Genomic DNA, 22,625 nt, shown 5'->3' with positions numbered 1-22,625 from the left:
ATCTTGCTGGCCTGTATGGCTACTTTTCATTACAATAGCGCCGACCAAAAGGGATTTTTTCCCTACCAATAATTAGAGTATTGGTCTTTTCTTTTTGTTACTCAATCATTTCTGCAAAAAAAAAGCAGAATAGTGAGATAAAGGATCTGTAAATGAGCGCTGATAAACACCTACAAAGCTGGCAAGAACGTTTCGAAATGGCAGAGGCTATGCAGCCTTTGCTTGGTAAATTATATCGTAATCAAGGTGTCGAAGTCGTTCTATACGGTAAGCCACTACTCAACGCATCGACGATAGAGATCATCAAGTCACACCGTTTGGTGCGTCGTCATGTCGGACATAAGCTTAGATTGCGTGAAAGCTTTCCATTTGTAGAAGCACTAAGTAAATTAGCGGTAAAACAATGTAAAGTTGATATTGGAAAACTTGCAATAAAATATTGGCGCGAGAATGACACTATTGACGGTATTGAAGCCTATATGAGTCGTGAGCTAGCTGACGGGATCGATCATGAAGATACCGAAAAAGCTAGAGATGTCGTGCTTTATGGTTTCGGACGAATCGGCCGCCTTCTTGCCAGGCTGTTGATCGAAAGAACTGGTGTAAGCAATAAGCTCAGATTACGTGCAATTGTTCTACGTGGCGGTCGAAAAGGGGATCTTGAAAAGCGCGCAAGTTTATTGAGAAGAGACTCGGTTCACGGGCCATTTAACGGCTCTGTTGAAGTTGACGAAGAAAACAATGCCATTATCGCCAACGGAACATACATTCAGGTCATCTATGCAAGCTCTCCGGATGAAATTGATTACACCAAATTTGGTATCAATGATGCGCTAGTCGTCGATAATACCGGGATCTGGAAAGATGAAGATGGTTTAGGTCTTCACCTTAAATCTGAAGGTGCCTCAAAAGTACTATTAACCGCACCGGCTAAAGGCAACATTAAAAACGTCGTTTATGGTGTTAACGAATCAGACATCCTCGATGAAGACACCATTGTGTCTGCGGCAAGTTGTACGACCAATGCCATTACACCTGTGTTAAAGGCTATGAATGACAAGTATGGCGTTACCAATGGCCATGTTGAGACGATTCACTCATATACCAATGATCAAAACTTGATTGATAATTATCATACAGCTGACCGTCGCGGACGTAGTGCACCGTTAAACATGGTGATCACAGAAACAGGAGCTGCAAAGGCTGTAGCAAAAGCGCTACCTGTACTTGCTGGTAAGCTAACGGGCAACGCGATACGCGTTCCTACGCCAAATGTATCTATGGCGATTATCACGTTGAACCTGGACAGTGAGACAAACAGTAAAGAAGACGTCAATCAATATCTACGTAATATGTCTCTTAACTCTGAGTTGCAAAATCAAATCGATTTCACCGAATCGACAGAGATTGTTTCTTGCGATCTGGTAGGTTCACGTTATGCAGGTGTCGTCGACTCCCATGCAACCATTGCCGAAGGTAATCGTGCGATTCTTTATGTTTGGTACGATAACGAATTTGGTTACAGCTGTCAGGTTGTCGGTGTTATGCAGAAGATGCTCGGGCTGAACTACCAATCTCTGCCTCATGGCTAGTCTTAGCTTAGAACAGTAAACCTAGTGAAGAAGCCTCAATGATTTGAGGCTTTTTTGTTTTAAGGCTAATTTTACAACACTCAGATCAAAAACAGCTTTTTATCCGCTTTTCATGATTGACTCTACCCACCAAATCGGTAGAATGCCATTCCGCAGTCAGGGGAAAGCAGCAATGCAAATCCTGATAGCAAGATAATTTAAAATGCGACATTAGCTCAGTTGCTAAAGGTTAAAGGTTAAAGTCCGATACCTTTGGTAATGATTACAGATAGTGTTGATATGAAAGATTAAGGCGACATTAGCTCAGTTGGTAGAGCGATACCTTGCCAAGGTATAGGTCATCGGTTCGAACCCGATATGTCGCTCCAAATTCTCTTATAGAAAATATCGAAATTAAAGATAAAAATATGGCGCGATGGCAGAATGGCTATGCTGCGGATTGCAAATCCGCCTATCTCGGTTCGACTCCGGGTCGCGCCTCCATATTAGATTGTGATGAGTTTGACTCTTCAATAAGAGCTAAACAGTATTAACTACCGATAATACGCATCATCAAAATCAACGAGTTTGCCCGAGTGGTGGAATCGGTAGACACAAGGGATTTAAAATCCCTCGCTGAATAAGCGTGCCGGTTCAAGTCCGGCCTCGGGTACCATCATTCTCTTAGAGAATGAGCATTCAAGCCTCAACAATAGTTGGGGCTTTTTTGTATCTGGAATTCACTGGTTAAGAAGATAAAATAAAATCCCTCGCGCCGTTGAAATACACGTAGCAGTACAAGGTCGGCCTCGGGTACCACCACTCTCTTTGAGATCAAACATCAAAGCTTCAGTGAAAGTCGGAATGTATTTGTAACTGACGAACAGCTCAAACTCCTCTTTATATATGTAAGCGAGCTTCGATATCAAAGTAAGCACGAAAGGAGAGGGCGGTATTCCATAGCTATTTCTGTTTATTATCCCAACGCATTGTAGATAAAATAAACCAGCATGAATGGTTTTCAACCACTTGAATAAAAGAGACAAAACTTAATGTTGACTCATCAGGTAAATCCGTTAAAGTAGCCACACTTTCTTAGAGCAGCAAAGCTTTAAGACAGTTGATAAGCGACATTAGCTCAGTTGGTAGAGCGATACCTTGCCAAGGTATAGGTCATCGGTTCGAACCCGATATGTCGCTCCAAATCTTCTTTTGAAGATGCGACATTAGCTCAGTTGACTCTTTATTTAAGTCAAGTGCGCGATACCTAGTTATAGGATATCGGTGACTTATTTCGAACCCACTTTTTATTAAAGAGAGCTCGCTCCAAATTCTCTTGAAAGAGTTGATGCCTTTTCCCAAGGTATGCTTCTCGTTTAAATCAAGAGCTGGTTCGAACCCACTCTTTATTAAAGAGAGTTCGCTCCCAATTCTCCTTATAGAGAATGCCGAAATTAAAGATAAAAATATGGCGCGATGGCAGAATGGCTATGCTGCGGATTGCAAATCCGCCTATCTCGGTTCGACTCCGGGTCGCGCCTCCATATTAGATTGTGATGAGTTTGGCTGATTATTAATAGCCGTGCAGTGTTAACTACCGATAATACGCATCATCAAAATCAACGAGTTTGCCCGAGTGGTGGAATCGGTAGACACAAGGGATTTAAAATCCCTCGCTGAATAAGCGTGCCGGTTCAAGTCCGGCCTCGGGTACCATCATTCATTATAGAATGAGCATTGAAGCCTCAACGATATTTGGGGCTTTTTTGTATCTGAAATTCACCGGTTAAGAAGATAAAATAAAATCCCTCGCGCCGTTGATATACACGTGCTGGTTCAAGTCCGGCCTAGGGTACCATTCTTTTAAAAAGAATGAACAACAGAGCCTCAACGAAAGTTGGGGCTCTGTTGTTCATCTAAAATACTCAAAACACAAGTCAGTAGAATCCTCGCTATGCAATTAAACTATTCTCACCAAAGATACGTAAAAATTGATACATCTATAATTTTCCGTTAAATTATTATCAGTTAACCCAGTGGGGAACTATTTTTCATACTATTACAAAAACTCACTATCGAATGTGAACCGACAATGGTATAAATAGACCCAAAACGTCCCTACATTCAAATATTTTAGGAAAGCCGTCATGATATTTACCCAGGTTGAACTTGCTCCTGCAGATCCAATTTTAGGCCTAACAGATGCATTTAAAGCTGATACCAGAACAGAAAAAGTAAACCTTGGGGTAGGGATTTATAAAGACGAATCAGGCTCAACACCTATATTAAAGTCCGTAAAGCTTGCCGAAGAGAAGATCCTCGCAACAGAAAACAGCAAAAGTTATCTGGGCATCGAAGGTGTTCAGGCCTATAACCGTGTCGTTCAAGAGTTACTGTTTGGTGCTGAGCATAGTGTTGTAAAAAATAAGCGTGCCCTAACGGCTCAGGCTCCTGGCGGAACCGGCTCTTTAAGGGTCGCAGCAGAGTTTCTGGTACGTAATACCGAATCTAAAACAATTTGGGTAAGTAACCCAACTTGGGCAAATCATCAAAATATCTTTAAATCTGCTTCTCTGGGCATTCAGCAGTACCGTTACTACAATGCTGAAACACATGGTAAAGACTTCGATGCCATGCTTACCGACCTGTCACAAGCAAAAGCCGGAGATCTTGTCCTGCTGCATGGCTGCTGTCATAACCCAACAGGCATAGATCTTAACGAAACAGAGTGGCAGCGTGTTGCTGACCTATGTTTAAAACAAGATCTTGTACCACTGTTTGATTTCGCCTATCAGGGTTTTGGCGTAGGCATTAATGAAGATGCGAAAGGCTTAAGAATTGTGGCAGATACAGTGCCTGAACTATTGATAGCAAATTCATTCTCGAAAAACTTCGGTCTTTACAATGAACGAATAGGTGCTGTGACCTTAGTCGCCGATACCGAAACAACCGTAGCCAAGGCATTCAGTCAGGTAAAGAGTACCATTCGCGGTAATTATTCAAACCCACCTGCACACGGCGCCCTGATCGTCAGCACTATCCTCGCCGATGAAGAGTTAAAGTCATTATGGGAGTCTGAGCTTAAAGAGATGCGTGAACGTATTGCAAAAATGCGTACACTCTTTGTCGAATCACTGAAAGCGGAAGGTGTCACTCAAGACTTCAGCTTCATCTCAAGACAAAATGGTATGTTCAGCTTCTCAGGATTAACGAAAGAGCAGGTCACGCAGCTCAAAGAGGTGCATGCAGTTTATATCGTAGGATCCGGACGGATCAGTGTAGCCGGTATGACTCGAACCAACATGCCCGTTATCTGTAAAGCCATCGCCAAGGTTCTTGCCTAGGTGCTTGCGTAGGCTCATCTATCTCAGACACTAAGTAACAAAAAAGGACAGCTAATGCTGTCCTTTTTGATCCTGTAAAGAGGCTTTTGACCGCTTTATTTACTTAGGGGAAGCTGCCAGCATGCTTGAAATTGCATCCACTAGAGCTGTTCTATCATGGAGGCCAGGGTGATGCTTGCTAACTAGCGGACGGTAAGATATCTTCCCATCCTGATAGCTTCGCTCTGAGTGACAAAGCACCTTATCAATCACCTTTATCCCCAACACCTGATGACACCAATCGATTCGCTGTTCTAAAGAGAAATCTGCAGAGGGAGAGGGTTCACGAGTCAAATTATCGATTAAAATCACTTCGGCATTCGAATTAGAAAGTGCCGATGCAAATTTAGGCAGTAACAAGGGTGGCATAATACTGGTCAAAAAGCTGCCTGGCCCGAGTATCACCAGATCGGCCTTCGAGACCGCTTCACATGCTTCACATGTTGCGGTAACCATGGGCTCCAATGATAAGGCCATTGGATGTTCATCCATGTTATCAACATTGGTCTCACCAAAAATTTTATTCCCGCAAGCCTCTATCGCAACCAGATGAGTAGGCTCTTCCGACATAGGGATCACTCGGGTTTCGATCTTGAGTAATTGCCGGATAAGGTTGACGGCTTCTAACGGTCTGACGCATAACTGATCTAAGGCGAGGAGAATAAGGTTACCCAAGTTATGGCCGGACAGGTCACTTTCCCCATCGAAACGATATTCGAATAATAGTGTACCGATAGAAGGGTGGTTGGCGAGTTGAGAAAGGCAATTTCTCAGGTCTCCCCAGGCGATGCAGTCTTGTTCTTGTCTGAGCCGCCCCGTAGAGCCACCATTATCAGTGGTTGCCACCACACCGGTTAGCCTAGGTCCCAAAAATGACAGTGAAGACAGCACTCGTCCCAGACCGTGTCCCCCGCCGATAGCGACTACATGCTCATATTGATTTAACGCGCTTTTATGCATCCGGGTTGTTCCTTCCTGAATACCCAATAGAAGTTTTCTATAAACCTGACGATTATATCTTAAAACACTGTTTTGATGTGTAGTTTAGTTCAATATGACATATAATCCGTTTCAGTTTTCTACTACTGAGATAAAAATGAAGACAGGAAGAGTTGGAAAATTAACCGTGGCTATTAGCCTCGTCTTTATTTCGATCATTGTATTAAAGGTGGTTTTCGTAGAAATCGATGACGATAAAGGAGAGGAGGTCGGCGCATTAGTCGAAAATAAACAAGCCCTTAGCCTTATCCCTGATTTTTCTGCCATTTCAAATGTTGGCCAAAAGAAGCAAGCTTTTTTCGATTATTTAAGGCCTTCAATTCGACTTCAAAATGGCATCATCAATGATGAGCGTACTTTCTTACAAAGGTCCAAACAGCATCTGGAAGATGGTTTATTACTCACAGATGCAGAGCTGTATCGTATCGAAGAGATAGCAGATAAGTATCAATATTCGTCGAGGAGTATAAACACAAACACACTGGACAAATTACTGATTAGAACCGACACCATCCCGGAGTCGATGGTTCTTATCCAAGCCGCCAATGAAACGGGCTGGGGGAGCTCTCGCTTTGCGAAAGAGGGCCTTAACTTCTTTGGACAGTGGTGTTTTAAAAAGGGGTGTGGACTCGTTCCTCAGTCAAGAACCGCAGGCATGTCACATGAAGTTGCGGTATTTGAATCAGTTGAAGCTTCCGTCGCCTCTTACATGAGAAATCTAAACTCCAATGCCGCTTACTCACTACTGCGCTCCATAAGAGCCGATCTGAGGGCTCAGAATAAACAGCCTCAGGCAAGTGAATTAGTTTGGGGCTTGGTAAACTATTCAGAACGTCAGGAAGCTTATATCGATGAGCTCCTGGAAATGTTACGTCAAAATAAACGGTACTTGGTGGAGAATCATGAAGAAAGGCCTTCTGTTTAGTTGTTTAATCATCGCTTGTTCCTCGGTTCAAGCTGCGCCTATCTCTTTGGAGTATCAAGGTTTTTACCAAAGGCTCAAGCAAGTTAATAAGGGACACTATCCCTTAGTCGAAATCGCGTTTTCGGTGCCAATGGCTGGCCCCTGCAAAGTAAAGAGTGGAACCTTGACGACAGAGAAAGAGTCTTTCCCACTGACAATCACCGAGAGGCAAAGGATCTTTTTGCCCTATGATGGCAAGCTAAAGTCAGACCGAGCCCTGATTAATCTCGACATAGATGGCGATAGCAGCAAGTGCAGTATCGCCATGCAGGTTAGGGCGAAACAGACAAAAGCCAAATACTTACAAACTGAAGTTGTGCAAATACAAACCGAGATGGACGAGTTGCTCAATGATATGCAGGGGTTTCCCATGCGTTATTTTAGCTCTGACATTGCTGGATTAAACTTCGAGTTTGAACCCGGCAGTAAGACACGTGTAACGATTGATGGTGTAGAGCAGATAGTCACAGATTTACTAAGGTTACCGCGTGAAAAAATTGCCACGCTGAATAAAATTGAGTTCGAGACTAAGCCTTTAGTTATCAGTCCCTGGACCAATGGTTAAATTATACCAATTGCATTAAATAAAAAGCCCGGCATCAGCCGGGCTTTTTTATATCTGAACTTTATATATCAACTACGAACAGCGCTTTATAATTGCTTTTAAAAGGCGGATCCTAAGGAGTATAAGTACTCACGATGTCGATTTTATTTTCACTGCGACTCTTGGCTGCAGCATCCAGATCGATATGACCATTGTTAGCCACATCGACAAAATCGAATGCCGGAAGATCTGATTCGGCCACATCCCCTCTAAGTGGCGCATCTGCATCTCTTTGCAGAGAGTTAAAGTCAAACTGCTCGCGGTCTACACCCTGTGAAGGAGAGGTGTTCTGCATCGCCGTGAAGATAGACTCAATTCGCCCCGGGTGGTGCTCATCCCAGAGATTAAGCATATCTTTGACTTCGGCACGCTTCAGGTTTTCTTGTGAGCCACAAAGATTACAGGGAATGATCGGGAAAGCTTTGAGTTCGGCGTACTCGGCAATATCTTTTTCGCGGGAATAAGCCAGAGGACGGATAACCATGTTAGCACCATCATCAGACAACAATTTTGGGGGCATGGCCTTCTGTTTTCCGGCAAAAAACATATTCAAAAACAGAGTTTCAATGATGTCATCTCTGTGGTGCCCTAATGCGATTTTAGTCGCACCGATTTTTTGTGCGAAGCCATATAAGGTACCGCGACGTAATCGAGAACATAATGAACAGGTTTTTTGCCCTTCAGGGATCTTCTCTCTGACGACTGAGTAGGTGTCTTTTTCAATAATATGATACGGCACATTCAGAGTATCCAGATAAGCCGGCAACACCTCTTCAGGAAACCCCGGTTGTTTCTGGTCCAGATTGACAGCAACAATCTCAAACTTGATGGGTGCGCGTTGTTGAAGGTTGAGCAGGATATCAAGCATCGCATAGCTGTCTTTTCCGCCGGAAAGGCAACACATGACCCGATCACCTTCCTCAATCATATTGTAATCGCCAATCGCTTTACCCACTTCACCGCGTAGCTTACGCTGAAGTTTGTTCATTCGAGAGGTGTGTAGTTTGGAAAGATCTTCAGACATAAAAAACGCGCCTAGTAACACTTGAATTCTGGGCGCGTAGTATATATTAAAACTTAATCTTAAAAAAGAACCGTAAGGGTTAACTCTCTTCTAATGGTGAATGGTAACCATCGGGTTTAATAGCCAACAGATCACAGTTAATACTATCGATAACATGTTCAGCTGTATTGCCGATGAGTGCTGCAGAGAAACCGGTACGACCTACGGTACCTAATATCACGAGTTCTGCGTCCAGCTGCAGGGCTAGATCCGGGATGACATCCTCAGGTAAACCTTCTTTAACATGACAAAAATCGGTAGAGATCCCAAAGGTATTCGCCAAAGAACCGACTCGCTGTTCATGCTGCATACGAATAGTCTCACTATAGGTATGTGCATCGAAGTCCGGAAGCTCAATGGCCAGATTAACCGGCGTTCCCGGATAACCATTAACAAGGTGCACCTGAGCATCAAACTTTTGAGCCAGGCCTTGTGCATGCTCAATTATCTTGCCGTTTAATGACTGGTGATCGTCATCTTCGGAGCCGACATTAACGGCACAGAGTATTTTACCTGCGACAGGCCAATCATGTTCTTTAACCAACAAGACTGGTACGGGCGCCTTACGCATAAGGTGCCAATCAGTTGGAGTAAAGATAACAGACTTAAGCTTGTCATGTTCATGGGTCCCCTTGACGATAAGATCATACTCACCGGCGATGGCATGCTGGATAATGCTCTCGAAAGGGCGGTTATGCCAAATGACCTCAGTTTCAATCACGGTGTCAGCTTTAGAATAGGCTTCGACTAAGTCCTCTATCCATGCCTTGCGCTGGGCAATAACACCTTGTCTCATCGCTTCACGTTCATGACCCGAGAGTATTGAAGTCATCTCATAGGAGAAATCAAAAATTGATAGAAATACGGTTATAGCGGCCTGATTTTTTGAAGCAAGTTCAACGGCGCGAGCAAGCGCGGGTTGCTTATCGCTAGTCGGATCGACAACAACTAAGAGCTTTTTATAGTCCTTCATAATCATTCCTCTTTCTCATACGTTAACTTAATAATGAGCTACAGAGGGCAAAATACATTGTTTCAGATCAATATTGCCCGATTTTCCTCACCTGATTTAAACTGATTCTCGATTTGAGGATTAATTAAAATAAGCTATGTGAGTCATGTATTTAACTATACATTAATTTACGGTAAGTAGAACAGAATAGCGCAAAATTGAAGCGAAAAAGTAAGAGAGGATGGGTGGCAATCAAGCTACCTTGGTGGATCCGATGATTTATTTGGGGGGGCCGGGAAACTTATAGAGACATAGCTAATTTTTCTGAAAAAAAAGCCATGTCTCCTGACACTTATATTTTATCTTGCAATCGCGGTATTACCTGCAAGGGTATTAAGCGCTTCAAAGTTAACGATAGTAATATACTTACCCTTAACTTCGATCAGATCGGCTTTTTGGAAGCGGCCAAGCAGGCGGCTAATCGTTTCAACCGTAAGCCCTAAATAGTTACCTATGTCACCACGAGTCATGGTTAGTCTGAACTCTTTTGGAGAAAAGCCACGATTGCCAAAACGGGTAGCCAGGTTACTGATAAATGCGGCGAGTCTCTCTTCAGCATTCTTTTTACTGAGCAGCAGAATCATCTCCTGATCGCTTTGGATCTCATTGCTCATTAAGCGCATGATCTGTTGTCTTAGCTTTGGCATAGTGCCACTGAGATCATCTAGAGTCGTATAAGGAATTTCACAAACCATCGAGGTCTCAAGGGCTTGGGCAAAGCTTTGGTGTTCCTGAGCGTGGATACCGTCAAAACCAATCACGTCACCAGCCAAATGGAAACCCGTGATCTGCTCGTCACCTTGCTCTGTAATAGTAAAACTTTTTATGGTTCCTGAACGAATGGCATAAAGAGATTTTAAAGGGTCACCAGACTTGAATATCTGCTCACCTTTTTGGATAGGCTTTTTTCTTTCAATAATCTCATCGAGACGATCGAGTTCATTGGTATTGAGTGTAAAAGGAATACACAAGGTTCCCATACTGCAATCATGACAATGAATGGCGCATCCGGGAACGGTCGAACGACGACTTTTATTGTTGTCTGTCATAGTGTCTCTCAAATTTCTCTATTACGCACATGGTAAACTAATTTAATAAGCTGAGCTAGCTCAGCTGAGCAATTGCAATGTACAAAGTTTGTAAACCAAATATGACCAAGATCGAGCCGCTGACAAATCTTACCGTTCTATTTTGAACCCAACGACCGAAAACATTGGCCGCAACCCCCGCACTGAGCAGGGCTGGAAGGGTCCCCAGTCCGAAAGATGTCATTATCATGGCTCCCTGAGATGCAGAGTTAGCCGCCACGGCCCACGTTAATGTACTGTAAACTAACCCACAAGGAAGCCACCCCCATAACATTCCGCCGACGAATGCCTGTGGTACTGTTTTAACGGGAACCATTCGACTAGCAATGGGAGATAAAAACCGCCATATAAATTTACCTGCACGTTCAATCTGTACGACGCCAGACCAAATTTGTGCAATGTAAAGACCCGTTACAATCATCATAAGACCGGCTATCAGCCTCAAAGTGATGAGATACAAGTCCATATCAAACAGCATGCCTAACGCACTTGCAGAACCTCCTACGAGAGCACCAGCTAAGGCATAACTTAATATTCTGCCCAAATTATAGGTAAACAGAAAACGCAGTTGTAATGCCAACTGATTTTGTTTAGCGGAGCGGGGAAGTTGAGATGAAAAAGCACCGATTAAACCACCACACATTCCTATGCAGTGGCCAGCGCCCATCAACCCTACCAAGAAGGCACCGGTTACGCTGTAATCAATCAAGAGGGCGTTGACTCATTATCGTTAGCTTTTGGAGTCGGTTTTTCATCTTCGTCAAATAGGATTGATACACTCTGCCTGTCAAGATCATCGAACTGTTCAGATTTTACAGCCCAAAAAAAGATCCCAATCGCGATAAGAACAAATAACATGGCTATCGGGATCAACACATAGATGATACTCATAAACGAACCCTTAATAATCTAAGACTATTACCGACCACGATAAGTGAACTTGCAGACATACCTAAGGCAGCAATATAAGGTGCAACATGGCCCGTAACGGCCAACGGGATTATAAACAGGTTATAACCGAGAGCCCAGTACAAATTCTGCTTAATGATCTTATCGACTAGCCTTGCAACGGTTACCGCATCGTTAAAACGTGAAAGGTGATCGCCAAGTAAGATCAGATCGGCACTATTTTTAGTGATTGCCGAGCCACTGCCCATCGCGACAGAGAGGTTGGCTCCCGCCAGAACGGGGGCATCATTGATCCCATCGCCAAACATGGCAACAGAAGCGCTCTTTTGAAGGTTTTGGATAAGACTCAGCTTGTCTTGGGGCTTTAATCCTTTATAAACATCGGTAATGCCAATTCTTCCGGCAACCTCATCGACATGTATCGAACCGTCACCACTGGCCACAGACACTTTACAGCCTTGCTGTGTAAGCGTCTGCACCGTCGCCTTAGCATCTGTTCTTATTTCGTCAACCAAGGTGAACCTCGCGAGAAGCTCATCACCCTGAGCCAGATAGACGGCTTGTGAATGTTCACCGGTAACCTCGATAAACTCGGCGCTACCAATTCGGTAATCAATGTTATTAATCTGACCACTTAAACCAAGACCTACAAAACTTTGTATCCGGCTCACTGTAAGTTGTGGATTATTGTATGGCTCGAAGGCCTTGGCTATCGGGTGTAGAGAGCTCGCTTCAAGCGCTGCTGCGACTTCAAGCACTTGTGCCTTATCGAGTTGACCATAAAGTTCGATATCTGTGATCGTGAGTGTGCCACAGGTGAGGGTACCTGTTTTATCGAAAACAACATGATCTATTTTCGTGAGTTTTTCGAATACACCAGGCTTACGGGCAATGATACCGATTCGGGTAAAGATCCCCGTTGCGCACGTCACGGCGGTAGGTGTAGCAAGCGCCAATGCACAAGGACAGGTGGCGACTAACACAGCTAAGGTGACCCAAAATGCATCTTCTGGCCAATATATTTTCCAAACGATGTAGGTCAATAACGCGATAGAGAGAATTGCCCAGGTAAAATAATTTGAGATAGTATCGACATACAGGGCAACTTTTGGTTTGTTATTTGAAGCCGACTCCTGCAGACGAATGATCTCCGCCACGAGTTGATCTTGACCCGTTGCGGTGATCTTAAGTTTAATCGGCTGCTCAACATTAATGGTGCCTGCATAAACCTCACTGGTATCAGATTTCTGTACCGGTGTCTGTTCACCCGTAAGCATGGCCTCATTGAAGCTGGAACAACCTTCGATAATTGTGCCATCGGCGGCGACAACCTCTCCAGGTTTAACCAGTATGATGTCTCCCACTTTCAATCCTTTAGCGGGTACCTCTTCGCAGGTGTCATTTGATATCAGGTGAGCCGTAAGCGGCACCAACTTATGTAAATTACTGGAGCTTACCGACGCTTTCTGTCGGGCATTTTGCTCGAAGTATCGACCGAGTAACAAGAAAAAGGTAAACATACTGACCGACTCAAAATAAACCTCGCCCGTAGCGTTAACCGTTGCAATACAGCTGGCGATATAAGCCCCTAAGATGGCTATCGATACCGATACATCCATATTGAGCCGTCCACTGAACATGGAACGGATGGCACTAAAATAGAAGGGTTGAGCCGAATAGAACACCACCGGTGCGGCGAATATCATACTCACCCAGCGAAAGTAATCACGAAACTCAACTTCGAGCTCAGTGAAATAGCCGGCATAGAGGGCGAGGGCAAACATCATCACCTGCATGGTGGCAAAACCCGCTAAACCCAGCCTCAATAAAAATTGTCGACTGTTCTGCTTACTCTGGATCTCCTGCTCATCGACCTGATAAGGGGCCGCCTGATAACCGATAAGGCTAATTTGGCTGAGTATTTCACTGAGTTTTATCTGCGTTGGCAACCAGGTGACTAAGGCTCGTTCCGTCGTCGTATTCACCTGAATACTTGCGATCCCCGCAACATGCCTGAGTTTATGTTCAATAAGCCAGGCACACGCCGCACAAGTAATGCCATCGATAGAGAGCGATACCCTTGAGATATCGCTTTCACTGTGTACAAAGTCTTGCTGAACCTCTGGGAGATCGAATGCTGAATAAGCGGTTAACTCTTCGGGGACCAGTGCCGTCTGTTTACTGCCGGGCTCGGTTCTGTACTTATAATAGTTACTGAGTCCAGCCTCTAAAATAGCGGCAGAAACGGCCTGACAGCCAGGGCAACACATTAAACGATCACTATTATTAATGTGGGTCGTGAATTGAGAGCCTGTTAATACGGGCTCACCGCAATGAAAACATTCAGGGTACTTCATAGGTGATGTCGTTTAACCTAGTTCAACCAGTATTGAGAGTCATCTTTGATCTCAAGACGTTTTTGAATTCGCCAGCTTCGATCGAACCCTTCCAATCTCACTTCCCATGCACCAGTAACAGGGTTAGCAAGTTTGATCCGGTAGGCTTTATCGCCGTCGGCCGTCACAATCTGCCCGAAATCACGCTTTTCAATGGTGGGGTGAAAAAATTCTACACTCAGTGCTGCAAGGTAAGACTCACCACCATGCTGAGTGATAGTGACTTCATTGTCGTCAACGAGTAATTCAAATTGCATTCCAAGCTGTTTAGCCTGTTTGATTTTCTTAAGATCCATATTAATGGCTTTACCATCTTTATAATAATCTTCAGAAACAAGAGAATCTTTATTATCTATCGCAAGAAAGAGTAAGTTGAAGCTAGCCAAAACCGCACAAAGGGGCAAAATAATTAAAAACCAAGGCCAGAACTGCTTATACCAGGCTTGTTGTTTGTTCATCTGTCATACCTATTATAATAATTGCGATTATTTTACCGCTAAAAATGTGATTTAGCACCCTAAAAAAAAGGCCTCGATAAGATCGAGGCCTCCATGTTGCTTATATGTAACTACTTGTTTGACAAGCTATAAACATAAGCTGTGATAACGTGAACTTTCTCTTCACCTAACACATCTTTCCAAGCTGGCATGACACCGCTACGGCCATTCTTAATTGACTGTTCGATAGAACCACGGCTACCGCCATACAACCAGATGTTATTGGTAAGATTAGGCGCACCCATCATCTTATTACCCGTCGCATCCATACCATGACAAGCGAAACAGCCCTTCATGAATGAGCCTTGACCTTGAGCGGCTAGGGCTTCATCGTGATCTCGACCGGCAAGCTTAGTAACATACTCAGCCAAACCTTTAATTTCACTGTCTTCGATTGGAAGACCACCTTTAGGTGGCATCATCCCATGACGACCATTCATGATAGAGGTTTTAATAGTGGCTAACTCACCACCATATAACCAATCACCGTCTGTCAGGTTAGGGAAGCCTTTACTACCACGGGCATCACTACCATGACATTGCGAACAATTGTGTAAGAACAGACGGCCACCCACTTTAAGGGCCTCTTCGTTCTTAACCAACTCATCGAGAGGCGTTTCAGCATAAGCCTTGAAGATAGGGCCAAATTTCTCATCGGCACGCTTAACTTCCTGGTCATACTGAACCCAACGACCTTCTTTAGTCGCAAGCTCAACCGCTGCTTTAGAATCAGCTGCGATGCCATTCTCGGTTCCGATGCTTTGGTTAGCACTCGACCAGCCTAAGAAACCTTTGAAGTTTCCAAGACCCGGATAAAGCGCTAAGTAAATAACACCAAAAACGATGGTGACATAGAACAGATAACTCCACCACTTAGGTAGTGGGTTGTTCAGTTCTTCGATGCCGTCAAAGCTATGCCCCATCGACTTGCCTTCTTCAACACCCGTGTTGTTTTTAGAGACAATTCTTAAAAGGACAAAACATCCAACGATTACCACGATAGTGAGTACGGTAATCCATATACTCCAGAAGCTACTCATCACTTATGTTCTCCTGAACCCTTGTTTAATTCATCATCTGAAAAAACAAGGTTAGCCGCTTCGTCAAATTGATCTTTACGACGAGAGCTGTAAGCCCATGCAAATATACCGACAAAGGTTAACATCACGACAATGGTTATAATGCCTTGTATTGTTCCGTAATCCATATAGTTGCCTCCTAGTTATTTCAGTGCATGTCCAAGGGACTGCAGATAGGCGATAAGTGCTTGCATCTCAGTTTTACCTTCGACAGCTTTTTGTGCACCCGCAATCTCTTCATCGGTATAAAGGTCTTGGCCTTTATTTCCACCTTTATGAAGATTACGAAGGATATCCATCTTCTGGCCAGTTAACTTGCCGTCAAGCTTGTTCTCTGCCAACCAAGGGAAACCAGGCATATTTGATTGAGGTACCACTGCGCGTGGGTCAATCAAGTGAACTTCATGCCATTTATCGCTGTATCTACCGCCTACACGTGCCAAATCAGGACCGGTACGCTTAGAACCCCACTGGAATGGATGATCCCATACAGACTCACCAGCTACAGAGTAGTGACCATAACGCTCAGTCTCTGCACGCAGTGGGCGGATCATCTGGCTGTGACAGTTATAACAACCTTCACGGACATAGATGTCACGACCTTCAGTCTGGAGAGCTGTGTAAGGAATTAATCCATCGACAGGCTCGGTAGTGTCTTTTTGAAACAACAGGGGAGTGATCTGCACTAAACCACCAATACTGATGGCGATAACAGTGAGAATACCCATTAAACCGATGTTTTTCTCGACTAACTCATGATTAAATTTCATCGTTTCTACCCCTTATGCTTCTGCTAATGCAGGCAAAGATTCTTTAGGCGCTTTTACTGTCTTAAACACGTTATATGCCATTAGAAGCATACCGGTTACAAAGAAACAGCCACCAAGGAATCGAACAAAGTAGAATGGGTATGAAGCTTCAATACTTTCAACGAAGCTATAAGTCAGAGTACCGTCAGAGTTAACTGCACGCCACATCAGACCTTGCATCACACCAGAGATCCACATAGATACGATATATAGAACTGTACCGATAGTCGCTAACCAGAAATGAACATTAACTAGGTTAGAGCTATACATACGACCATGTCCGTAAAGCACAGGGATTAGGTGATAAAGCGAACCAATAGAGACCATCGCAACCCAACCTAGCGCACCAGAGTGAACGTGACCAACGGTCCAGTCAGTGTAGTGAGATAGGGCGTTTACGGTCTTGATTGCCATCATTGGGCCTTCGAAGGTAGACATACCGTAGAAAGACAATGAAACAACAAGGAAACGTAATACAGGATCGGTTCTTAGTTTATGCCAAGCACCTGACAGGGTCATGATACCGTTAATCATACCACCCCAAGAAGGAGCGAATAAGATAAGTGACATCACCATACCCAACGACTGAGTCCAATCCGGCAGCGCCGTATAGTGTAGGTGGTGAGGACCAGCCCAGATATACAGAGCAATCAGTGCCCAGAAGTGAACGATAGACAGACGGTATGAGTAAACCGGACGACCCGCTTGTTTAGGTACAAAGTAATACATCATACCTAAGAAGCCGGCGGTAAGCAGGAAGCCTACGGCATTGTGACCGTACCACCACTGAACCATTGCATCGACCGCACCGGCATACAGAGAGTAAGACTTCCATAAGCTGACGGGTACAGCCATAGAGTTAACTATGTGCAATACAGCGACAGTGATAATAAAGGCACCGAAGAACCAGTTCGCCACATAAATATGGGAAGTCGTTCGTTTAACAATAGTACCGAAGAAAACTATCGCGTACGTGACCCACACTATGGTGATCGCGATGTCGATAGGCCATTCAAGTTCAGCATATTCTTTACCACTGGTGATACCCAGAGGCAGAGTCAGTACTGCTGAAAGAATAATGGCTTGCCAACCCCAGAATGTAAATGCAGCCAATTTGGGTGCAAAAAGTCGGGTTTGACACGTGCGTTGAACGATATAGTAGGATGTTGCAAAAAGTGCTGAAGTACCAAACGCGAAAATCACGGCATTAGTATGCAGAGGTCTAAGACGACTGTAAGTAAGCCAAGGAGTATCGAAGTTTAGTTGTGGCCAGATCAACTGAGCCGCGATCAATACACCCACTGACATACCAATAATTCCCCACAAAACTGTTGTGAGGGCAAACTGGCGGACAACGGTGTAATTGTAATCAGCGCCTTGTGGCTGGGAATGGTTCATCATATTGCTTCCACTGCTTATTACTTATATTTATTGTTTGAGTAAAAATGAGTCTTTACCCGTTAAAAAGACACAAAACCGCGCTCCCTACGGAACATTTGGGTATGTGTCAACGTGCAGCCCTGTAATATTTGCGATATTAACAAGGTAAAGCAATGATACTTGAGCTATGTCAAAAAAGATAGGAATTGCAGGGGGGTAAAAGTTGATCTAGATCAACCTACGCAATAGAATGTAAACACTTTTCATCTAATGGTTAGAATTTGTGCTACGAGTAAAATTTACTAAGCAGTTTTCGCTTTATCTTATTCTAATGTTGGGATTATTTTGTTCATCTTGCTCTCATGATGCTCCCAAAGATGTATCAAAAACAACCAAAGACAGCTCGCTTTGTGACTTTAATGCGGGTAAGTGTACTCAATCTGTTGCTGGTGTTGGATTTGACCTATTAATCACCCCCTACAATTCACCCAGTGAAAGGCCATTAACCCTAGAGCTCATCAGCTCTGAACCCGTAAATAACCTGGCTATGAGGGTTGAGGGAAGAGATATGTTTATGGGGGTTATTCCGGTTAATTTAACTAAAGTTGATGAAAACCTATATAATGGTCAGCTGATATATGGTTCTTGTAGCAGTAATTATATGGTGTGGAGAGCCTTTGTTACTTTTAATAAGGAAGGTTCTCAGCATATCGTCATGTTCGACTTTCTTGCCGATAATGAAGAAAGCGAGCTTTAGGTCTTTTTGATAAAGCCAGAGATAAATCCCGAGTGTATGCCAGAATCAAAATAGGCGTGGCACTTAACTGTGGTGAAATGCCTATTTAATTCCTGGATGGTATAGCCTAATAGTTTAACTCTGTAGGTTTTCGTCACTCAGTTCATCTTTAACTTTGGTAAACACTTCAATATTATCGATAAAGTGTCGTAACAAATCCGGGTCAAAATGTGAACCAGAACCTTCTTCCATTGTCTTTAGCACTTCATCTAAAGGCCATTCAGGTTTATAACACCTAGCGTGGGAGAGGGCGTCAAATACATCGGCGATGGCAACGATTCGGGCAAATACATGGATCTCATCAGCTCTCAAGCCTGTTGGGTAACCCGAACCATCATATTTTTCATGATGCTGAAGTGCGATGATACTTGCCGCCTTCAAAATTGGTCGCTCAGAGTTAGCCAGAATTTGATGACCGACAGCAGGGTGCTGCTTCATCACATTCCACTCCTCTTCGTTCAATTTACCTGGTTTTAATAGCACAGCATCAGGCGTAGCAATTTTACCTATATCATGCATCGGGGAGGCATGCTTTATCAGATCGGCCTCATGTTCTTCCATACCCGAAATAAGCGCCAGCTTATAACAGTACTCGGCCATGCGCTTAACATGGTTAGCCGCCTCCTTAGAACGACTCTCTACAACATCTCCTAAACGCAAAATCAGTTCAGATTGGGTATCTTCCAGTTCCTTATTTAGCAGTAAATTTTCAAATGCGACGCCGACATTGATAGCGAAAATGTCTATTAACTTCTTATCCAGATCATCAATTTTACTGATCCCATCCATGTAGAGCAGATTAATCCAGCCACTCTTGGCGGGGAAATACCCAATAAAACAATCCTCTTCGTATAAACAACGCTTCTGTTTAAGGGCTGACTGTAAAAGCTTTCTGATGTGATCGGGCACGGGCTTTTCATGATGGCTCGAGAACTGTCCGGTACCTGCGAGAATATGTAGCTCATCGGTATTGACCTGTTCGCTCATTGCATCGATGGCATTACAGGTCAGCAGTAAGGTTTCACTGTCGAGATTTAACAAGTTCGCGACCTGAGTCAACAGGCCATCGGCAAAATTAAATAGAGTACGTAACTCAAACAGACCCGATGTGGCCTGGACGACTCTTTCCAACCCTTTTCTATGCTTAATTTGATTTTCCTTGGCCTCCTCAATCAACATGATATCCCGGTAGGAGCGAAGAGCGGAGTAGACACTGGTGACTAACTTTCTGGAGTCGAGTTCTGCCTTTGCCTTATAGTCATTGATATCATAATTGACGATGACATCTTCTTCGGGCGCCTGGCCGGGTTGACCCGTTCTGAGTATCAGTCTGATGGAGCTATTTTTAAGATCCTCTCTGATCCATTTCACCAACTCAAGCCCAGCGTGATCGCTTTCCATCACCACATCGACAAAGGCCATTGCCACATTTTCCTCTTTAATAAGGATTTGCTTTGCTTCTTCACCGCTATAGGCATTGATAAATTCAAGTGAACGCTTATCGAGTTTAAATCTGGATAGGGCTAATTTGGTTACGGTATGGACATCGGGTTCATCGTCCACGATAAGGATCTTCCACGCCGGACCAGAGCTCTCTTCCGGCGCCTTTTTTTTACCTGAAAAAAGGGGGCTTTTCTTTGCTATATCGATCAGCATTAGACAACCTCAAAAATTGAAAAAATGTATCCCTATCCATTGAGTGTAGAACAATGTTCAGGATGCTGGAAAATAGTCAGACAAAAAACAGCTAAATACCGTTACCTATTAATTACCGTATAGTTTTATTTAAACCGCCATTGATAATCATTCTCATTTGAGGGTATCATTCACTCATTACTGCTTTATATAGGGACCAACAATGAAAAACTCGAACGTCAATATGTCTATCTCTTCGCAGAAGTTAACTGAGCTTATCCAATCGGGCGCCTTGTGTGCCGCTGATTTTCGTTGTCTCGACTTGGAATCTAAACAAACCGTATGGCAGATGTGTCTATGGTGCTGTAGTAAGCGGATACATTGTTCCCATGACTGCACTAAAAACTGCCCAAAACCATGCACCGATTCAGTAAATTTACACACAACTACAAGTATTGAACAAGCTGACCAAATAACAAGTAAAGAGATGAAGTATATCGACATAATTTGAATGACTTAGTCGTACTGTCAGTAAGAGGTATTATAAAAATTACGTTAATTTGATAATTAAGTTCAGCAGCTCAATTCAGAGGCTTGCATAGATTACAAATTCAATTTAATACTGCTAAAATCATAAGGTTACCTTAAGCACAGAATATTTCCGGATCTCGGTCTTTCCTCCAAGTATAAAGAGCAATTAATATGCAGATGCCTCCTGTTTTTCCACTGTTTGAATCAGCAAGCAATATCGAGGAGGGGAATAGCATCGTCAATCAGCACATTACGCGGATCAGCATAGATACAGTTCCGGATGCGGGACTGGTTTACGAACATGCAACAGAGTTACTCTATGAGCAGAAGCATAATGAGAATAGTTATAAGGCATACAGAAGCGAACTCACCACCTTCTTTCACTGGTGCTTCGATGTCGCCGGACAAACCCCGGCTTCATTAACCCGTAGGGAGATAGCGCGATATATCGATTATTGTCAGCATCCACCCGAAAACCTGATTGGCTACTTTAATGTTGCTCAATTTAAACTCGATAAAGCATCCGGGGAGAGGGTACCTAATCATGCCTGGCGTCCGTTTGTGGGTAAGAAAGCACTGGGTAAAGAGCAGCCTTATAGCTTGAGCGAGAACGCGTTAAAGACAAAAATTGCCATTCTCTCCTCCTTCTACAGCTATTTAATGAGCGAGGACTACTGCGAACGTAACCCGGCACAAGCCTGGATGAACCACAGTCGGTTCTCCTCGAAAAAGAAATACCAGGTCAAAATGGAGGAGGGCAGCGTGCTCTCATTCACCGAGTTACAGTGGTCCTATGTTATCGCGTCAGTTGAACAGTTGGCTAAGGAGGAACCGGAACTGCACCAACGAAGTCTGTTTCTTATTAAGCTTATCTATTTTTGTTATCTTCGTATCTCTGAAGTGGGGGCCAGGGCAGGCTATTCACCGGTCATGGGGCAATTTAAGCAAGACAAACAAACCGGGATCTGGAGCTTTTACATTCCCTTAAGCAAAGGGGGGAAACGACGTAGCGTCGCTATATCGAAGGCTCTACTCGCAGGATTAGTAGAGTACAGAAGGCACCTGAAACTGCCAGATTATCCGACTCAGGGTGACAATCATCCGCTTTTTATCAGGCACAGAGCGGCAGGGCGAGGCAGGGATGTTGGTGCTATTAATGCTAACTTAGGGATCCGCCAAATAAGGGAAGAGATCGAAAATATCATTGAACATGCGGCTAAAAGTGCCGAAAATGACGGATTTGGCGAAGATTCAAAGCAGATGAGGGGATTAACTGCCCATAATATTCGCCATACGGGGATCACCCATGACATCAATATTAACGGCAGACCGTTATCTCATGTACAAGCCGATGCAGGGCACGAGAGTATCGATACCACATCGCAATATCTGCATACCTCACAGATAGAGCGGCATCAAAGTGCACAAAATAAAGTACTGGATCATCTGCAGGGAATCGAATAATTTCGGTCGAGATCGTAATCATTGGCTAGTTAAAAGCAGATGTTCAAAATCCAAACCCGTCTAATTATGAGTAATGAGTTAATGCCGATAAGTGTCATTATCGGCAATTGAGGTTAAATCGGAATATCATGTTCATATGCTTCTACTAAGCTTATTCTTGCTTGCTATAAATTGGCTCACTATCAACGACAATTCTGGAGATACCAATACCAGAATCCACCAATTATATATCCCCAAATAATACTTTGATTTGAAGCGTCATTTTAAAGACTTAGCGATATCCACACCAGATCTAAGCTGCTTAGTTACAGTCAATCCACATCGACAACACCAATATCAACGGCACTAAAAACCCTGACATACAATCCAGAAACAGCAATGTCAGACACAGTTGATTATGAGATAAATGAGCCTAACTATATCAACGCCTGAATGAGCGAATATG

Annotated in this window: 19 protein-coding genes and 6 tRNA genes; 12 read left to right on the top strand and 13 right to left on the bottom strand. The window is 43.7% G+C overall.

The window, feature by feature from the left end; translation table 11 throughout:
• Nucleotides 1-152: 152 nt before the first annotated feature.
• The 8 genes from SSED_RS11685 (at nucleotide 153) to SSED_RS11650 (ending at nucleotide 4,915) form a co-directional block, all read left to right on the top strand.
• Nucleotides 153-1,592 (top strand): glyceraldehyde-3-phosphate dehydrogenase, encoded by a 1,440-nt coding sequence (locus SSED_RS11685; protein WP_012142570.1) that lies wholly within the window; start codon nucleotides 153-155, stop codon nucleotides 1,590-1,592.
• A 292-nt stretch (nucleotides 1,593-1,884) separates the two neighbouring features.
• Nucleotides 1,885-1,960, top strand: a tRNA-Gly gene (locus SSED_RS11680).
• A gap of 41 nt (nucleotides 1,961-2,001) precedes the next feature.
• Nucleotides 2,002-2,075: transfer RNA gene (locus tag SSED_RS11675), tRNA-Cys, on the top strand.
• Between the two features lie 86 nt (nucleotides 2,076-2,161).
• Nucleotides 2,162-2,247: transfer RNA gene (locus SSED_RS11670), tRNA-Leu, on the top strand.
• A gap of 451 nt (nucleotides 2,248-2,698) precedes the next feature.
• Nucleotides 2,699-2,774: transfer RNA gene (locus SSED_RS11665), tRNA-Gly, on the top strand.
• A gap of 267 nt (nucleotides 2,775-3,041) precedes the next feature.
• Nucleotides 3,042-3,115, top strand: a tRNA-Cys gene (locus SSED_RS11660).
• Between the two features lie 86 nt (nucleotides 3,116-3,201).
• A tRNA-Leu gene (locus SSED_RS11655) sits at nucleotides 3,202-3,287 on the top strand.
• A gap of 431 nt (nucleotides 3,288-3,718) precedes the next feature.
• Complete coding sequence (locus tag SSED_RS11650) at nucleotides 3,719-4,915, top strand: amino acid aminotransferase (RefSeq protein WP_012142569.1); 1,197 nt, start codon at nucleotides 3,719-3,721, stop codon at nucleotides 4,913-4,915.
• 99 nt (nucleotides 4,916-5,014) lie between these two features.
• Here the strand turns inward: SSED_RS11650 and yvcK are convergent, their stop codons facing one another.
• Nucleotides 5,015-5,914, bottom strand: coding sequence for a uridine diphosphate-N-acetylglucosamine-binding protein YvcK (yvcK, locus tag SSED_RS11645; protein ID WP_012142568.1), 900 nt, complete (start codon nucleotides 5,912-5,914; stop codon nucleotides 5,015-5,017).
• Between the two features lie 136 nt (nucleotides 5,915-6,050).
• On the opposite strand from yvcK, the gene SSED_RS11640 reads away from it, so the two are divergent.
• Together SSED_RS11640 and SSED_RS11635 are read left to right on the top strand one after the other, a co-directional pair.
• Nucleotides 6,051-6,878, top strand: coding sequence for a glucosaminidase domain-containing protein (locus tag SSED_RS11640; protein ID WP_012142567.1), 828 nt, complete (start codon nucleotides 6,051-6,053; stop codon nucleotides 6,876-6,878).
• The gene (locus SSED_RS11635; RefSeq protein WP_012142566.1) at nucleotides 6,856-7,482 is read left to right on the top strand and encodes a DUF2987 domain-containing protein; all 627 of its coding nucleotides are present in this window, start codon (nucleotides 6,856-6,858) and stop codon (nucleotides 7,480-7,482) included. The genes SSED_RS11640 and SSED_RS11635 overlap by 23 nt, the downstream gene beginning before the upstream one ends.
• Nucleotides 7,483-7,594: 112 nt before the next feature.
• Here SSED_RS11635 and ttcA read toward each other — a convergent pair whose 3' ends face one another.
• The 11 genes from ttcA to ccoN all read right to left on the bottom strand — a co-directional run bounded on the left by ttcA (nucleotide 7,595) and on the right by ccoN (nucleotide 17,775).
• Nucleotides 7,595-8,545 (bottom strand): tRNA 2-thiocytidine(32) synthetase TtcA, encoded by a 951-nt coding sequence (gene ttcA, locus SSED_RS11630; RefSeq protein WP_012142565.1) that lies wholly within the window; start codon nucleotides 8,543-8,545, stop codon nucleotides 7,595-7,597.
• Nucleotides 8,546-8,624: 79 nt separating this feature from the next.
• The gene (gene uspE / locus SSED_RS11625) at nucleotides 8,625-9,557 is read right to left on the bottom strand and encodes a universal stress protein UspE (RefSeq protein ID WP_012142564.1); all 933 of its coding nucleotides are present in this window, start codon (nucleotides 9,555-9,557) and stop codon (nucleotides 8,625-8,627) included.
• Nucleotides 9,558-9,895: 338 nt separating this feature from the next.
• The gene (etrA, locus tag SSED_RS11620) at nucleotides 9,896-10,645 is read right to left on the bottom strand and encodes an electron transport transcriptional regulator EtrA (protein WP_012142563.1); all 750 of its coding nucleotides are present in this window, start codon (nucleotides 10,643-10,645) and stop codon (nucleotides 9,896-9,898) included.
• A 55-nt stretch (nucleotides 10,646-10,700) separates the two neighbouring features.
• Nucleotides 10,701-11,393: a sulfite exporter TauE/SafE family protein gene (locus tag SSED_RS11615; RefSeq protein ID WP_012142562.1), complete on the bottom strand. Its 693-nt coding sequence runs from the start codon at nucleotides 11,391-11,393 to the stop codon at nucleotides 10,701-10,703.
• Nucleotides 11,390-11,575, bottom strand: coding sequence for a cbb3-type cytochrome oxidase assembly protein CcoS (ccoS, locus tag SSED_RS11610; protein ID WP_012142561.1), 186 nt, complete (start codon nucleotides 11,573-11,575; stop codon nucleotides 11,390-11,392). Before ccoS ends, SSED_RS11615 begins: the two co-directional genes overlap by 4 nt.
• Nucleotides 11,572-13,950, bottom strand: coding sequence for a heavy metal translocating P-type ATPase (locus SSED_RS11605; RefSeq protein WP_012142560.1), 2,379 nt, complete (start codon nucleotides 13,948-13,950; stop codon nucleotides 11,572-11,574). The genes ccoS and SSED_RS11605 overlap by 4 nt, the downstream gene beginning before the upstream one ends.
• Nucleotides 13,951-13,967: 17 nt before the next feature.
• The gene (locus tag SSED_RS11600) at nucleotides 13,968-14,447 is read right to left on the bottom strand and encodes a FixH family protein (RefSeq protein WP_012142559.1); all 480 of its coding nucleotides are present in this window, start codon (nucleotides 14,445-14,447) and stop codon (nucleotides 13,968-13,970) included.
• A gap of 110 nt (nucleotides 14,448-14,557) precedes the next feature.
• Nucleotides 14,558-15,526: a cytochrome-c oxidase, cbb3-type subunit III gene (gene ccoP / locus SSED_RS11595; protein ID WP_012142558.1), complete on the bottom strand. Its 969-nt coding sequence runs from the start codon at nucleotides 15,524-15,526 to the stop codon at nucleotides 14,558-14,560.
• Nucleotides 15,526-15,693, bottom strand: a complete 168-nt coding sequence (locus SSED_RS11590) for a cbb3-type cytochrome oxidase subunit 3 (protein ID WP_012142557.1) — start codon at nucleotides 15,691-15,693, stop codon at nucleotides 15,526-15,528. The genes ccoP and SSED_RS11590 overlap by 1 nt, the downstream gene beginning before the upstream one ends.
• Nucleotides 15,694-15,708: 15 nt before the next feature.
• On the bottom strand, nucleotides 15,709-16,335 hold the full coding sequence (ccoO, locus tag SSED_RS11585) for a cytochrome-c oxidase, cbb3-type subunit II (RefSeq protein ID WP_012142556.1): 627 nt from the start codon (nucleotides 16,333-16,335) through the stop codon (nucleotides 15,709-15,711).
• Between the two features lie 12 nt (nucleotides 16,336-16,347).
• Nucleotides 16,348-17,775: a cytochrome-c oxidase, cbb3-type subunit I gene (ccoN, locus tag SSED_RS11580; RefSeq protein ID WP_012142555.1), complete on the bottom strand. Its 1,428-nt coding sequence runs from the start codon at nucleotides 17,773-17,775 to the stop codon at nucleotides 16,348-16,350.
• Nucleotides 17,776-18,037: 262 nt separating this feature from the next.
• Here ccoN and SSED_RS11575 point away from each other — a divergent pair, with 262 nt between their 5' ends.
• A complete protein-coding gene (locus tag SSED_RS11575) occupies nucleotides 18,038-18,511 on the top strand; it encodes a hypothetical protein (protein WP_150104332.1) in 474 nt (157 codons plus the stop codon).
• Between the two features lie 114 nt (nucleotides 18,512-18,625).
• On the opposite strand, the gene SSED_RS11570 is transcribed toward SSED_RS11575, so the two are convergent.
• Complete coding sequence (locus SSED_RS11570; protein ID WP_012142553.1) at nucleotides 18,626-20,206, bottom strand: DUF3369 domain-containing protein; 1,581 nt, start codon at nucleotides 20,204-20,206, stop codon at nucleotides 18,626-18,628.
• A 681-nt stretch (nucleotides 20,207-20,887) separates the two neighbouring features.
• Between SSED_RS11570 and SSED_RS11565 the strand changes: the two genes are divergently transcribed.
• Nucleotides 20,888-22,180: a tyrosine-type recombinase/integrase gene (locus SSED_RS11565; RefSeq protein WP_012142551.1), complete on the top strand. Its 1,293-nt coding sequence runs from the start codon at nucleotides 20,888-20,890 to the stop codon at nucleotides 22,178-22,180.
• The last annotated feature ends 445 nt before the right edge of the window (nucleotides 22,181-22,625 follow it).

The sequence above is a fragment of the Shewanella sediminis HAW-EB3 genome (assembly GCF_000018025.1).
GTDB lineage: Bacteria > Pseudomonadota > Gammaproteobacteria > Enterobacterales > Shewanellaceae > Shewanella > Shewanella sediminis.
Note: the sequence above shows the minus strand (reverse complement) of the source record. Positions and strands in the feature narration are given on the sequence as shown.